This is a genomic window from Streptomyces sp. NBC_01471 (assembly GCF_041438865.1).
In the GTDB taxonomy this organism is placed as follows: Bacteria; Actinomycetota; Actinomycetes; order Streptomycetales; family Streptomycetaceae; genus Streptomyces.
Window position 1 is genome coordinate 2,239,659 of the sequence record NZ_CP109450.1, and the last position, 15,746, is coordinate 2,255,404.

Below are 15,746 nucleotides of genomic sequence, written 5' to 3' on the forward strand. Positions count from 1 at the left end.
TCAGTCCACTCCCGCCACGGCGACGGCTCGCGAACGGCTGAGTCGTGGGCCGTTGGCTATCTGGTCGAGCGTCGTCGTGGGCAGTGTCCTGGGGGTGACGCTGCCGAACCCGAGGGCCTGGGCGGCGTCTCCGGGCAGCTGGTACTTCACGCCCTGGTCGGTGATCAGGTACTTGTCAGGGTCACCGGTGGCGCCGCGCTGCTTGGGCGGAGCGGCGAGCACCGCGTGCTCCGTGGGGATCACGGCCGCCGTCCTGGCGGTCATGACCCGGCCGCTCTCCCGCACCACGGTGGGGTGTGCCTTGTGGTCGGACGTGGACCGCTTCAGGCACAGCGCCCCGCTCTTGTCGGAGGTGGTGTCCTTGGCGGCGATCAGGTCGGGGATGCGGTGCAGCAGCGTGGTGTCGGCGGAGGACGGGACGGCGGCGATGTCCGTGGGGCTCACCTGCACGGGCTCCCGGCCGCCCGGCTTGGCGGCGAGGAGCGCGGACTCGGTCTGGTTGACCGGGGCCAGCCCGTCGGCGCGGAGCACGTAGTAGTGGTTGGTGCTGCCGACGACGGTACGGAAGAGGCTGCCCACGGGCTGTTGGGTGCCGGCCACCGTGCGACCGCCTTCGCCGGCGCCGGGGATCGTGGCGGGTCCGGCCGAGGCGCCGCTGGGCAGCGCGTCCAACCACGCCTGGGTGGAGGGGATCGGCCGCTCGGCGTCGAGGCCGAGGGCCAGCAGTGAGGTGCGGTCCTTGATGAGGTACTTGGTGTCGTTCCAGATCACGTAGCGGCTGTCGTTCGGGCCCGAGACGAGCACCCGGGTGTCGTCGGATACGGCCCGTGCGGAATTCGGCGAGAAGTCCACCCGTTCGACGGGCCGCGTACCGGGCCGCAGGCAGTCGGCCCAGGCCCCGGTCAGCAGGGAGCCCGGCTCCGCGATGTCGTCGGGGGCGCCGGCGATGCCGATGGTCGAGCCGCGCCGCACCTTGGACAGCGACGTGCGGGACACCTCGGTGACCTTGGCACCACTGCCGGCGGCCAGGAGCGCGGAGGAGTAGTTCAGGGTGGGGTGGAGCTGGCCCTTGACGTAGAGGTAGCGGGTGCCGGTCTCCTTCTGGACGACCAGGGCACCGTCGTGCTCCCAGGAGGTGTCCTCGGCCGGCATGAGGAGGCCGAAGACGGCGGAGCCGAGCACCAGCAGCACGGCGAGGATGACACCGAACATGGCGCCGAGCCCCGCACTGCGCATGGGCGCCTCGCCGTTGCCGGCGTCACCGGAGACCAGCGCGGAGGCGAGTCGTCCGGTGGCGAACTGGTAGGCGTGCAGATGGTCGCGACGGGTTTGCACGGAGGCTCCTCAGCTGGTCGCTGCACGCACGTGCGCGTAGACGTGGAGGAGTTGCAGCAGCAGCGGCACCAGGGCGAGCGCCGTCAGCATCTCCAGGATGTCCGCCGTACGCCCCCACACCGGCAGCAGGCGCGCGGTGGGCAGCCGCCACGCGCCGACCAGCACCAGCAGCACGCCGATCAGCAGTCCGATCAGCAGCGCGCAGCGCCCGCCGGTGGAGGTGAGCGAAGCGGCCCAGCCGAGCAGCCCCGCGAGCAGTCCGATCACACCGCACAGCACGGCCGGAATCCGCTGCCAGGTCGTGATCAGGTGCTTGGAGCGCAGCAGCATCGCGGTGGCGAACACCAGCGGGAAGACCCAGCCGATCCACCCGTCGGCGCGCACCACCAGCACGAAGGCACCGGCGCACAGCACGGCGTTGGCGGCGGTGACCACCGTCAGCAACGCGTCGGCGATGGCCGCCCTGCGCTTGACCTGGGCCTCGGAGATGGGGTCGGTGTCCTCCTGGAGCTCAGCGGCGTTGTGCGGCAGTTGCGGCACCCGCAGCCGGGCCAGCCGCAGCGACGCCCGGGGCGCGAGGTGGCCGAAGAAGAACACGACGACCGCGACCGTGCCGGCGCTGCGCGGCGCGTCCCAGTCGAAGAGGACGCCGACCCCCGCCGTGATGGCGACGAGTACGGCCGTGGAGAGAACGGTGCCGGTGACCGCGACCGGAATCCGGGCGATGGGCAGCAGTACGACGGCGGCCACCAGGGCTGCGCTCGCGCCGCCGAGCATGATGTCACCGGGCTTCGGTGAAGTGAGCGCGGCGGTCGAGTCGAAGACGGTCAGACCGGTCAGCGCCGCGTTGACGCACGCGCCGAGGCCGGTCACCAGCGCGATGCCGCGGTCGCCCGACCACTGCTGGTCCAACGCGCAGCTCACGCCGAGCACCAGGGTGGACAGCCCGTACAGCACAGGGATCAGCGTCCCGTGCCCGAGCACCGGGATGGCCGTGGCCAGCGTGACAAGCACCAGGCAGGCGAGGCCGAGGAAGAGCCTGCGGGTCAGCTCGGGGCGCCACCGGTTGGTGTGCGCGCCCACGGCCTGCCCCACACCGTCGGATACGTCGTCGTACTCCAGCTCGAACATCGGGTCGTCGGCGGGCCGCAGGTAGACCACGTCGCCGTGGACGAGTCCAGCGCTCTCCGGCGTGGCGTCCAGATCCAGCGGCGCCTCGCCCAGGCGTTGCAGGGTCCAGGTCAGGGCAGGCCTGGCGGGGTCGGTGGTGACGTTCCGCAGCAGCACTGGCAGCAGTGCGGAGACGGGGGTGGTGACGGGGATGGCCAGGTCTGCGCGGCCGGCCGGCCCGGCTATGGTCAGCCGGCACACCCCGGTACTGACCGCTCCCGAGGTGCGGGGGGCTGGTATGGCGGTGGTCATGGTGCTCCTGGAGGCGGTGGTTCGCGGCGGCCTGGTCGGGGGCGGGCCTGGCGTCAGGGACCCGCGTAGCCGACCTGCATCAGACGCACGCCGCGGCGGGTGACGAGCTGCGCACGGCCGGCCGGCAGAGTCCGCGGCCTGGCCTCACCGATGAACTTACCTTCCTCCTTGGGATAGGAGTGCAGCAGCGCCGGGTTGCCCAGTTCCCAGATCCGGCGCAGCACCGGGTCCATCATGGCGCGGCTCGCTCCCGAGGTGGATCGGGAAATCACCAGGTGCAGGCCGATGTTCACGGAGTGGGCGAGCATCGGGGCGAGCGGGTTGAGCGGCGAACCGCTGCCGGGCGCACCGCCGTAGAGGTCGTAGTCGTCGATGAGCATGAAGAGCCGCGGACCGGTCCACCAGTCACGCCGGGGCAGGCGCTCGGGGGCGATGTCGGGGCCGGGAACACGCTTGCCGACCGACACCGCCGCGTTGCCGGCGAGTTGGGTGAGGCTCTCACCGTCCACAGCGAAGCCCACCCGGTACTCCTCAGGGACCATGCTGAGCAGGTCGCGTCGGGTGTCGGCGAGCAGGATGCGGGCCTCGTCCGGCTGGTAGCGGCGGATGATGGCATCGATCGTCAGGCGCAGGACATTGGTCTTGCCTGTCTCGGCGTCGCCGAAGACCATCAGGTGCGGGGCGACGCCGAAGTCGTGCCACACCGGGGCGAGGCGCTGCTCGTCCCAGCCCAGGGCGACCCGCAGATCGCCCTCCGGCGCGGGGAGCTTGTCCAGCGGCAGCTTGGCGGGCAGCATCCGCACGCCGGGGGCCTGCCGTCCGGTCCAGAACGTGTCGATCTCCGCGACGGCCGACCTGGTCGCCGCGGTGAGGTCTCCGGTATCGGAGGAACTGTCCAGCCGGGGCAGCGCTGACAGGAAGTGCAGCTTGGACTTGGTCAGGCCACGGCCGGGCTGCTGAGGCACGCTCGCTGCGAGCTTGGAGCCGAGCTCGGACTCCACGCTGTCACCGAGACGGAGTTCGAGCTTGGTGCCGAACAGGTCGCGGGCGCGGGGCCGGATCTCCGACCAGCGCACCGCGGAGACCACCACGTGCAGGCCGAAGGACAGGCCCCGGGCAGCCAGGTCGGTGATGCGCGGTTCGAGCTCCTCGAAGTCCTGCTTCAGGGTTCCCCAGTTGTCGATGACGAGGAAGACGTCGCCGTAAGGATCGTCGATCTCGCCGCCGTCCCTAAGCTGCCGGTAGGCCGACATCGACTCCAGGCCCCGCTCGGTGAAGCGCTGCTCGCGCGCCTCCAGAAGCTGGGTGAGCTCCTCCACGGTACGTGTCACCCGGTCCCGCTCCATACGGGTGGCGACCGAGCCGACGTGTGGCAGGCCCGCGGTGGACTGGAGACCGCCACCACCGAAGTCGAGGCAGTAGAACTGCACCTCGCGCGGCGTGTGGGTGAGGGCGAGGGAGAGCATCAGGGTGCGCAGCGTCGTGGACTTGCCGCTCTGCGGTGCACCGGCGATGGCCAGGTGGCCGTCGGCGCCGGAGAGGTCGGCGACCAGCAGTTCGCGGAGCTGCTCGTAGGGCCGGTCGACCATGCCGAGCGGCACGCGTAGCTGGCCGAGTGCCGGGTAGTCGGCTGCGCTCATGCCGCGCTCGGGGTCGGGGACGATACCTGGCAGCATCTGGTCGAGGCTGGGCGAGAAGTCCAGCGGCGGCAGCCACACCTGGCGTGCGGGTGGGCCGGCGCCCTCCAGCCGGCCGACCAGGACCTCCAGCAGACTCTGCTCGTCCTCGGCGGCGGGTTCTGTCGACTGGGCGTTCGCCTCCCCCGCTTCCTCCTCTTCGCGCGGCACCGGGGTGCGCTGCTCCATGCCGAAGGCGACGATCTCCTGCGAACCGCCGGTCAGCTCGGCCGGACGGGACGCGCTCTGCGGTACGGGGGCCGGGCCTGAGACGTAGGCGGCCTTGAAGCGGGCCAGGTTGGTGGTGTCCACCTTCAGGTAGCCGTTGCCCGGCGCTGACGGCAGCTCGTAGGCGGAGCCGACGCCGATGACGCTGCGGGACTCCATCGAGGAGAAGGTGCGCAGCGCGAGCCGGTAGGACAGGTGGCCCTCGACGCGGTGGATGCGGCCCTCGTCCAGGCGCTGGGAGGCCAGCAGCAGATGCACGCCGAGCGACCGGCCGAGGCGTCCGATGGAGACGAAGAGGTCGACGAACTCCGGCTTGTTCGCGAGTAGTTCGGAGAACTCGTCGACGACGATCACCAGCGAGGGCAGGGGCGTCAGCGGCGCTCCGCCGAGCCGGGCCTTCTCGTAGTCGTACAGCGAGGAGTGGCCGCTCTCGCGGAGCAGCTCCTGCCGTCGCGTCATCTCGCCCTGGAGTGAGTCCCGCATGCGGTCCACGAGGTGGAGTTCGTCGGCCAGGTTGGTGATGACCGCGGAGGTGTGCGGCAACCGGTCCATATTGAGGAAGGTCGCACCACCCTTGAAGTCCACCAGTACGAAGTTGAGGACGTCCGATGAGTGCGTCGCTGCGAGCCCGATGACCAGGGTGCGCACCAGCTCACTCTTACCGGAACCGGTCGCGCCGATCAGGAGGCCGTGCGGGCCCATCCCGGACTGGGCGGACTCCTTGATGTCCAGTTCCAGGACCTCGTTGTCCTCGGTGATGCCGATCGGCACCCGCAGCCGCGAGCTCTGCGCGGTCCGAGTGCGCCACAGGGAGGCCACGTCGAAGGCGCGTGGGTCGCGGATACCGAGCAGCGTGGCGAGGTCGAAGTCGGTCTCCAGCGGCTGCTCGACGATCTCGATGCCGCCGCTGGAGGTGCGCATCGGCGCCAGGACGCGGGCGAGTTCCTCGGCGGCCGTCGGGGACAGCGAGTCGACGCTCGCTGTGACCACGGTGTCCCCCGCCGGGTATTGCACCTCGCCGTCGCGCACGGTCAGCCGCAGCACGTTGTCACCGCCGGTCATCGCGCCTGTGACGTCCAGCAGTACGACGTTGCGCATGCCGGCCAGCAGCCGTGAGGTCTCGGGGATGTACACCCGGTAGGCGAGTACGACGATGAAGGGCTCGGCAGGGCGTGGGGGCGAGCCGGGCTCGTGCTCGCCGCGCTCGCTCACCTCGGGTCCGAGGAGGTCCATCAGTACGTCGTGGTCGTCAGCAACCAGCCGTAGCGGACCGGTCTCGTCCTCAAGGAACGGGTGAGCGTTGTGGGGCAGCCACTTCAGCCAGTCCCACTCGGTGCGGCCCTCCGTGTCGGTAAGCAGCGCGACGCGCATCTCGTCCGGCGCGTGGGCCACGACGAGCTGGCCCACCAGGGCGCGCAGCAGGCCCAGCGCCGCCTCGCCGTCGCCGGCCAGTTCCACGCTGGTGAACCGGCGCAGCGGCACTGTCACCGGCAGGTTGGTGACGTTCTGGTACGCCTTGGTGAAGCGGCGCAGCGAGATCGCCGAGAGCGGTTCGAGGTCCTCCACCGGCTTGGTCTCCGGCGGCAGCAGGACCAGGCCCGCTCTGCGCGAGCCCAGCCCGACGCGCACCTCGGAGTAGTCCTCGTGCCCGCCCCTGCGTTCCCACAGGCGCTGGCCGGAAGCCATCACCCACAGGTCCTGCGGGTGTGGGTTGTTCCAGTAGGCGGCGGCGCGCTGCTCGGCCGCCGCGTGCCGCACCTGGCGGCGTAGCTGGGCCAGGTAGCGCAGGTAGTCGCGGCGCTCGGAGCGCATCTTTCGCTTGCGCTCGGCGCCTCGGCGGCCGAGCTGGGTGATCGCCATGCTCAGCATGGCCGTGCCCATCATCCCGGACATCATGAACGTGGTGGGCGAGCTGGAACCCATCGTGAACATCATCGCCATGGCGCCCACGCCCAGCAGCATCGGCAGGTAGACCAGCGCCGAGGTGAAGTCCGCGGTCACTGGTTCGCCGAGAGCGGGAGGCTCGGCAAGCTCGATCTGTCCTTCCGGTGCCTCAGGGCCGGAGACACGAGGTGAGCGTTTGACGACCACGGTGCTCATCGGTCAGTCCTTCAAGATGGTGGTGGGCCCGGGCAGTGCCGCGGCATGGCAACATGGCTGCCGTTTCCACACTAGAGAGCGGTGGCGCGGTGACGTGATCCGGAGAGTGGACGTTGTCCTTCCGGACAGCGGAACTCTGCCTGCCAGTGCATCGGTGACCTGGGGTCGCGGCGCGACGAGTGCGTCGAACGGCGAGGTGGCGAGGTACGTCGTCCGGCGGTGCGGGGCCTGCCCCGGCGGCCCGGCGGGGGCGCGGCGTCAGATGAGGCCGGAGCGGATGGCGTAGGAGACGGCGTGCGCGCGGTTGCGGAGCTGAAGCCGCTTCATCAAGCCGTACAGCACGTACTTGATGGTGCGCTCGGAGTAGCACAGCTTCGTGGCGATCTGCGACAGCTCCTCCCCCTCGGCGACGAGCCGCAGCACATCCATCTCACGGGAGCTGATCCCGGCGGCCGCCAGCCCCCGGGGCACCAGGACCTCACGCTGGATGCTCTGGACCTGCTCCATCAGTGCCCCCTGGAGGGAGGCGGGGAAACTACCGCCGCCCCGCGCGACGGTGAGCAGGGTCTGGGTGAATTCGTCCGGGTTGAAGGAGTCCCGCCACAGCACCGCGCGCACCCCGTGGTCGACGGCAGAGGAGATGTCGGCGCGCCACTGCCGCCCGGCCAGGACGAGGACGAACAGGATGTCGGCGTCGCCGCTGAGCTCGCGCAGGACCTCCAGCGCGGAGGCGTCGGCGACTTCAGCGGCCACCACCACGACGTCGCCGTCGCGTATGTCGCCGACGGGCACCTCTCTCAGTTCACGGTCGTGCTGGAGGTAGCTGACCAGACCGGCACGGACGATGCCTTCCGGCGCGTGTATCGCGACACGCGTGGTGTCGACGAGTGTCTGTAGTGGCATGCGCGCACTCTCCTGGGGCATGTGCGGGGTGCGGAGGACCGAACGGGCCGATCGTGCCACGAGCGGAAGGCGCCCTACCGCCTTCAGCGACCCCGCCGCCCAAGGCATGGGGAAACATGGCGGCTGGAATATCCGTACGGATTGGGCTGCTTTGTGGTGGGCCGACCCGTGAGCATCGCCCGACTCAGCACTCCAGGTGCCCGGTGCGCACCCCGGCCACGAGCTCCGCACGAGACCGCACTCCGGCACGGGCGAAGAGCCGGGTCAGCCGGTTGGCCACCGCGTCCCCGCTGAGGCCGAGGACGCTGGATATCTGACGGTTGGACAACCCTTCGGCCACGAGCACGGCCAGCAGCCGTTCGTTCTCCGCCGCGGCCTCCTTGCGCCCCGGGACGGAGTTGCCGCTCTCCCGGATGGCGACGCGGGTGCGGAACCGCCACAGCGGCGCGCCGACGTCACCGAACAACCGGTACGCCTCGTGGAGCAGGGCCGCGGGATCGTGGCTGGACGGTGCGGCGGCCAGTAGCGTCACTGCGGTCTCGAACGGCTGGCTCCGGGACCGGGCGAGGTCCACCGCCTCCCGCAGGAGGTCCCGGGCCGTGGTCGCTTCCTGCTCGGGGAGCCGGGCCGCGGCCCGAAGGTGGAGCAGGCGCGCCCGGCTCCCGCCGGTCCGCTTCGCCACCCCCTCCAGCCGACGCAGGCATTCCCGCGCCCAGGCCACCTGGCCGGTGTCCAGGCACACCTCCGCCAGGGCGGCCCACAGCTCGTCCGTGCCGTAGACGTATGCGCCCGCCGCCGCGGCCTTCAGCCCGCGCCGCAGCGTCTGCTCCGCTCCGCAGAGGTCGCCGAGTGTCCTTGCCAGTTCCGCCTCGGCCCGGTCGAGCAGCGATTCGGCCGGCCCGGTGACCTGCCCGCGCGCGTCGTCCAGGAGTTGTTGAGCGCCGCGGGTGTGGCCACGGGCGAGCAGCACGGTCGCCATCCGTTCGGGCAGCAGGTGGTGCCCGGGAGCGGCGGCCTGACTACTCACCAGCAGTCGCCGGGCCACCGCCAGCGCGTCGTCCCAGCGACCCTCCATCTGGCGTCGGAGGAACAGGCTGTACGGGGGGAGTGCCCGCTCGGTCATCCCCCAGCGCTCCAGCACCGCCCCGGCCTCCAGCAGTTCTCCGGCGCCGAGGAGCTGGTCCACCTGGAGCAGTGTCGCCGCCTGCCGCCCCCAGCGGGACAGCCCGTCCACCTCCGGGCGGGCCAGCGACCGGGTGAACCGCTCCGGCTCACCCCTGACGAGTTCGGCCACGGCACGCAGCAGTGCCGGGAGCACCCCGACATCCCCGCCGTCGTCCCACTCCCGCTCGGTCTCAGCGAGCAGGGTCAGGGCCCGCGCCCACCGGCCCTGCCCGCACAGCGCCAGGGCCCGACCGGTGACCTCCACCACAACCGGCAGGCCCCGCGTCTGCCACCAGTGACCTGAGGCCAGCCGGTCCAGCCACATCCGGTCGCCGGCTGCGGCCACGGAGCCCGCCATCAGGGCCGCGGTCTCCTGGAGCGCCACCACACCGAAGCCGGCCGGGTCGCGCAGTATCGACGCGGCGGCGGGGCGGACGGCCTCGTACTCGCCCGCCGTGTAGGCCATCCCCACGTACTGCCGGGTCAGGTCGTCCCGCACCGCCGGCTCCTCGGCGAAGCGCACTGCGGCCCGCAGCCACCGCAGCATCCCGCGCCGGTCCGCGTCCGGGTGCAGCCGGTCGGCCGCCGCCACCAACTCGGCCACCGCACGCGGGCGGTCCAGGCAGGAGTTCAGCTCGGTCAGCCGGTCAGGCAGGTACGTGTCGGGGTCGGCCTCGGCCAGGAGTCCGGCCGCCGCGCCCCGCGACCCGGCCCGCGTGTCGTCCTTCGCCTTGTCGACCGCCCCCACAGCGGCGGCCGACAGCCGGTCGCGTTCCAGCGGGCCCAGCCGGTCGCGGACCGTCCGCTCCAGCAGCGGCAGGGAGAACGCCCAGCCGCGTGGCGCGGCGCCCTCGGGACCCGGCAGTTCCACCACGATCCCCGCGCCGAGCAGAGCGCGCAGGCCGTCGTCCACGACCGCCGGGGAGAGCCCGGTCGCCTCCGCCGTGTGCGTCAGGGCCTTCCGGCCCAGCGGCCACAGGACGCTCAGCGCCGCCGCCACCGTCCGGCCCGGCTCATCCAGCGCGCGCAGCGCCGCGACGAAACGGTCATCGTCCGGCAGTTGAGGCGGCGGCGTCCCCGGAGCCAGCAGGACGCGGCCGTCGAGCGCCCGGATCGCGCCGGCCCTGGACCACGCGGTGAGCAGCCCGTCGACGGCCGCCGGCACGCCACCGCTCAGCTCGTGTACCGCTCGGACCAGTTCGGGGTCAGCGAGCGCGTGCAGTCGCCGGCTCACCACCGCGGCGACCTCCGCCCGCTCCAGACGCGGCAGGACGGCGCGGTGCGCGCCACGGCGGTGCGCGAGACGCTCCACCGCGTCGCCTCCCCGCGCGTGCCGCTCGGCCCCGCCGTGCCGGACCGCCGACACGACCAGCCGCACATCGGGCGCCACCCTCTCCAGGTCGACGCCGGTGAGCAGGTCCAGCGACTCGGCGTCGGCGTTCTGGGCGTCGTCGACCACGAGGGTCAGAGGGGCGGACCGCGCCAGGGCGGCCACCAGCGCCTGGACCACGGCGGACCGGTCGCCGAGTTCGACGGCGGCCAGCGCGTCCGCCGCCCCACCACCCGCCCTCCGCGGGACCGGCAGGATCTGCCGGTGCCGTTCGAGCTCCTTGACCAGCCGCAGCGCCAGCAGCAGCGGACGCCGTCCGTCCTCGACGCCACAGGTCAGGAACGAGACCCCGATGCCCTCCGCCCGCGCCGCGGCGGCGAGGGCGTGCGCGAACGTGGACCGGCCCGCGCCCCGTTCCCCCTCGACGACCAGCAGGTTCGGCCCCTCGGAGGCGAAGAGGCGCTGCCGGGCCTCCTCCAGGGCCCGCTCGCGCACGGGCGGGTACACCGGGGCCCGGTCCGTGCCGGACGCCGGGGCCGGCCGCGACGGCGTCGCGGCGAAGCCGTCCGTGGCCGGTCCGCTTCGATTACCCATGCCTCCTCCAGCGGTTCGCCTACCGGACCGCGGTAGGCCGGGCCGACCGCTCGGTGGTTCGCCGCACGAGAGGGGCCTGGTGTTCTCGGGTGTCACTCACGAATCGGGGGCAACTCACGACTCGGGTGCCACTGCGAGAAGGCTACGTTCCCTCCACATTCCGGCCCACAGTGCCCCACCTCTCTCACCCGCTCCGCCCGCGACGGCCCAGGGGAACGGCGCACGCCTCGCCGTACGAAGCGCGGAACGGCGGCGCCCCACGCCGGTGGCTCGGCGGGCACTGCCCGTTCGCACGGTCGCCTGCTGTACGTCCGCGCCATAGCCGGGGCCAGGCACGGGCCATGGGTCCCGGGCTCCGGGAAGAAGAACTATGATCCCCGGGCAGGTGAGGTCGGCCGTCGCCGGCCCCCTCCGACCCCGCCACTCCGCCAAGGAGGCACACCCTGGCTACGCAGTCTGCCCGCTCCTCCGGGCGGGAGCCCCACGTCGCGGAGAGCCCGGGGCCCCCGGCGCCCACCGCCGAGTCGCCGGTGCCGGGTCCCGGCACTTCCGGCTCCCCACCACCGAAAAGCGACCCGAGCGGCCCCACCGGCCCCCGTCTGCGTGGACGTCTGGTGCAGCGCATGAGATCCGCGGCGCGCCTGCAGACCCTGGCCGACGACTCGCCCGCGCTCTGGGACCAGGGCACCGGCAGCGCGAACACTCCGCACCCCGACGCCGGCGACGCGTCGGCCGCGGACACCACTTCCACCACACCGCCGCCGGCGTCAACGCCCACCACTCCGCCCGCGGTGTCAGCGCCGACGCAGTCCATACCCACCGTGCCCGCCGCACCACCTACGGCGTCCGCCGCGTCGAAGCCGAAGACGGCGGAGACGGGGGAGACACCGGAAACGCGGAGGGCACCGGAACCGACAACACCTCCGAAGTCGCCGACGACACCGGCGAGCACGGCAGGCACCGCGAGCACCGCAGGCGCGTCGAACACCGCAGGCGCGTCGAACACCGCAGGCGCGTCGAACACCGCAGGCGCGTCGAACAAAGCGAGCGCGACAAGCGCGGCGGCCGCGGCAGGGGCGGCGACCTCCGCGAGGTCGGCGAACCAGGACGCGGACTCCGCGTCGGCGACGCCGGGGGAGCATCACCCCCGCAGGAACCTGCTCGCCGGGGTGGTCGCGAGCGCGGTGGTGCTGGCGGTGGTGTCGGTGCTCGTGATCTCGGGCTCGCGGCATCAGTCCGCGGACCACCAGGCCACCATGGCCGATATCCCGAGGGGCCCCGTACCCGGCAGCCCCGGGTCCTCCTCCTCACCCCAGCACTCCCCTTCACCTTCACCCAAAAACTCCCCTTCACCCAAAAACCACCCCTCTTCCTCTCCTTCCGCTTCCTCGAAGAAGCACCACGCCACGAAGCCGAAGGACAAGGACACTGCCGGTCGGGCTGCCGAACACGGCTCCACCCCGGCGGATCACTCCTCCGAGAAGAACGCGAAGTCGTCTGTCGCGCTGGCCCCGGGGGCCTCCCGGTTGTTCGGGGGCTCCTCGCAGGTGCTGCTGCACAACGACGCCACAGGGCTCTGCGCCGACCTGCCGGACCACGGCACGGGGTCGGTCAACGGCCCCGTCAGCCAGTTCCATTGCCAGGCCGGTGACAGCGACAACCAGATGTGGAATCTGGCAATGGTGAACGACAAGGGGCCCGGGGAAGCGAACCTCTTCGTGATCCGCAACATCAAGGACGGCCTGTGTATGGACCTGCCGCGCTACGGGAGCAAGCCGGTGGGCACCGAGGTCTCCGAGTACCCGTGCAACGAAAGCACCCGGGACAACCAAACCTGGTACATCTGGCCCGGACCGGACAACCACTACCAGCTCCGTAACGCCAAGAGCGAAGGCCGGTGCCTGGGCGTCAGCGGGGGGCCCGGCGCCGGCGTGGACGCCCGACTCGCCCTGCGCTCCTGCGGGACGGCTGACACCAACTGGACCTGGTGACACCACAAGGTCCCGAGGGCTCCCCGGCCCCCTGGCGACGCACGAGGGCCGCCCGGCTTCACAAGCCCGGCGGCCCTCCGCCGTCACAGCACCGCTCACCCGGCTTCAGCACCCGGCCGTGAGCGTCGACCGCGCCGCGTCCTGCCGTCACCCCAGCGTCTCCAGGTGGCCGGGCGACACCACATGTTCGCCTGCCCCGTCCAGCGCCCGCCCGTCCGGCAGCAGCCCCAGCCTGGCCAGGCTCCCGTCCAGCCGGGACGCGGCCAGCTCAGCGCGGGACCGGCAGCCGGTGCGCTGGAAGAGCCTCGTCAGGCGCTGCTCCACCGTCTTCTCGCTGCACGCCATGTGGGCGGCTATCCGCCGGTTGGTCTCGCCGTCGCTCACCAGGTCGATCAGGCGCACATCGCTCTCGCTCAGTTCGGCCGGCGCCGCCCGCCGCCTGGGCAGGCTCAGCTTCAGGCCGCTCCCCCGGGCCCGGACGGCGAGCATCGTACGCAGGAACGTCGAAGCCCCGAGCGACTGCGCCTCACGCACCGCCTCGTCAAGCCAGGTCTGGGGGTTGTCGCCCACCGCGACCAGGCACTCCCGTGCGAGCAGCGACAACGGCCGGTCGCCACGCCGCCGCACCAGGGAGAAGGCGGTCCGCGCACTCTCGACATCGCCGTGCAGCAGTGCCCGTCCCAGAAGCAGCGACTCCCGCGTCATCGGGGAATCCATTTCGGCGTGCAGCGCCTCCAGTTCCTCCTGGGCTCGCGCGCAGTCGCCCTGGCGGCCTTCCCTTGAACCGTACGAGAGCAGCCGCAGCACCAGTCGGTCCAGCCCCGCGAGCATGCCGTTCTCGCGCGCCCGCCGGACGTCCCGCCACCCCCGCTCGAACGCCTCGTCCGGCGCACCCTCCGTGAGACGGACACCCAGCCACGCCCGCCCGACCAGAGGGTGGGAGACGGTCTCGGGTATGAGCTCCAGCCAGGCGCGGGCCCGCTGGATGTCGCCGCGCATCCAGTGGATCTCGCCCGCCAGTGCCCGAGCGAGTTGCGCGACACCGGAGAAATCCTGGGTTCGGCCCCGCAATTCGATCCTGCGGACCCCGGCGAGCGCCTCGTCCCAGCGGCCGGCGAGGTAGTCGCGGACCACCGCGTGATATCGCACCGCGGTGCTGTCGCCGACCTTGGCGTACCGGTCCCCCAGCACCGCTTCCAGAGCACCGGCCAGGTCGCCGCAGGCGGCGGCGGAGCGCAGCCGGTCCCAGGCCACGCCCTCCACCGCCCCCGGAAGATCGCGCCGGGCCCGTTCGCTCTCGGGCCGCCCGCCCACCACAGCCGCCAGCAGCCGGGTCTCCGCCGGCGTGGGCAGCGGACCGCGAGGGGGCCCGTCCGCCTCGGGCACGGCGCCCGGTACTACCGGCGTCAGCGGACCGATCCCGTACCACCCGCCCAGCGCCACCAGCCCGGCCGCCGCCGGTATACGCCGGAGCGCGGCCCGGCGCGGGCCCCCCGCCGCGTCGGCGTGTTCGTGCAGCGCCGCCACAGACCAGGCGCGGGCGCTGAAGTCCAGGTCCGTTCCGGCGTCCGCGGGCGCGGCGTCCAGGCAGGTGAACAACGGCGCGGCCAGCGCCAGTGACCCGGCGTGGTCAGCGTGGCGCAGGCCCAGTTCCAGCGCCTGGCGCAGCACGCCGGACGCCGCAGGCCCCGGCCGCATGCGCTCCAGCGCCGCGCCGTAGACGCCGACCGCCCGGGGCGCGGCGAACCGCGCGTATCGCTGGGCCGCCGCCAACAGCAGCGGCACCGTGATCTCGTCGTCCAGCTCCGGCCCCACGGCGATCGCGTGACCGGCCAGCCGCGGGCGGCCGGTGCCGGCGACGACCGGGCCCAGCCGGTCGAGGACCGAACGCACGATGCGCGCGTGCAGCTCCCGCACCTCGCAGGTGGCCGGCAGCGTCCGCAACGCCGCCGCCAGCGCCGGCACGGCGAACGTCAGCCGCCCCTCGTGGTCGGCGCTCAACACACCTTGGACGAGTAACTGGTCCACGGCCCCTGCGATGTCGCTTCCGGCCGGCCCGCCCGGCGCCGTCATGCGGCACAGGTCCTCCAGGCGCACCTCGGCTGCGGCGACCATACGGGCCAGTACGGCCGCGATCCGGGTGCGCCCGTGGTCCACGGGGAGGTACGGCCACCCAAGAGCGGAAAGTGTCTCCCCCTCCGCTGCGAAGCGCAGGCCGCCCGTTGGTTCGCTGAGGGCGACCCGGCCGTCCATCTCCACGAGCGCGCCGTCCCGCTCGATGCCGGTGAGCACCGAAAGCAGGGCGCCGGGGTTGCCCCCCAGCGGGCCGAGGGAACGGGTCACCGCCGTCACCAGGTCCGGCTCGACGGGGTGGCCGAGCCGGCGCGAGAGGAGTTCCCGCACGTCGTCCCGCGCCAGCGGCCCCAGCGCGAGCACGCTGTCGGCGGCCAGCGCCAGGTCCCCGCCGCCGTCCGCCAGGGCGGTGGGCCGGGACGTCAGCACCACCGGCAGGCCCGCCGGCCTGAAGACACGCAGCATCAGCCCCAGGGCGGAGACGGTTGCCGGCTTCGCGGCGTCGACGCCGTCCACCACCAGGGCGAACGGCATGTGGTTCGCCGCGTCGGCGATCACCTCGCCGATGGTGGACAGCAGGGTAAGCCCCCCGTCGCGCCCGGCGGTCCGCAGCTCCGCGCGCCGGATCTCGGTGACTCGCACGGGAAGTCGGCCGTCGTGGATCCTGCTCAGCAGCCGGCAGACCGCGTCGACCAGCGCCGCGGTACCCGGCTCCCCCTCGGCCGTCGACAGGCCGAGCGAGAGTACCTTCGTGCCGCCTCGCACCGCCGCCAGACGACCGGCCTCCACGACGGTGGTCTTACCCACCCCGGCCGGTCCTGTGACCAGCACGGTCCGTGCCGTGCCTGTGGCGCTCAGAGTACGGGCGACCGCGCGCACGTCATCTTCCCTGCCCGGCAGGGACGGACCACGCTGCTGCATCGACGACTC

General features: G+C 72.6%; 7 protein-coding genes. 1 reads left to right on the forward strand and 6 read right to left on the reverse strand.

Annotated elements, in window-relative coordinates:
• The 5 genes from eccB to OG285_RS09585 form a co-directional block, all read right to left on the reverse strand.
• Entirely contained in the window at positions 1-1,335 is a 1,335-nt protein-coding gene (eccB, locus tag OG285_RS09565; protein WP_371790736.1) for a type VII secretion protein EccB, read from the reverse strand.
• A 9-nt stretch (positions 1,336-1,344) separates the two neighbouring features.
• A complete protein-coding gene (gene eccD, locus OG285_RS09570; protein ID WP_356827139.1) occupies positions 1,345-2,757 on the reverse strand; it encodes a type VII secretion integral membrane protein EccD in 1,413 nt (470 codons plus the stop codon).
• A gap of 53 nt (positions 2,758-2,810) precedes the next feature.
• Positions 2,811-6,761 carry a type VII secretion protein EccCa gene (eccCa, locus tag OG285_RS09575; protein ID WP_356827140.1) on the reverse strand — a complete coding sequence of 1,317 codons (3,951 nt, stop codon included), beginning with the start codon at positions 6,759-6,761 and terminating at the stop codon, positions 2,811-2,813.
• Positions 6,762-7,019: 258 nt separating this feature from the next.
• Complete coding sequence (locus OG285_RS09580; protein ID WP_356827141.1) at positions 7,020-7,664, reverse strand: response regulator transcription factor; 645 nt, start codon at positions 7,662-7,664, stop codon at positions 7,020-7,022.
• Between the two features lie 184 nt (positions 7,665-7,848).
• The gene (locus tag OG285_RS09585; protein WP_371790737.1) at positions 7,849-10,752 is read right to left on the reverse strand and encodes an AAA family ATPase; all 2,904 of its coding nucleotides are present in this window, start codon (positions 10,750-10,752) and stop codon (positions 7,849-7,851) included.
• 623 nt (positions 10,753-11,375) lie between these two features.
• Between OG285_RS09585 and OG285_RS09590 the strand changes: the two genes are divergently transcribed.
• On the forward strand, positions 11,376-12,743 hold the full coding sequence (locus tag OG285_RS09590) for an RICIN domain-containing protein (RefSeq protein WP_371790738.1): 1,368 nt from the start codon (positions 11,376-11,378) through the stop codon (positions 12,741-12,743).
• A gap of 147 nt (positions 12,744-12,890) precedes the next feature.
• Here OG285_RS09590 and OG285_RS09595 read toward each other — a convergent pair whose 3' ends face one another.
• Positions 12,891-15,737 (reverse strand): AAA family ATPase, encoded by a 2,847-nt coding sequence (locus OG285_RS09595; protein WP_371790739.1) that lies wholly within the window; start codon positions 15,735-15,737, stop codon positions 12,891-12,893.
• Between the last annotated feature and the right edge of the window lie 9 nt (positions 15,738-15,746).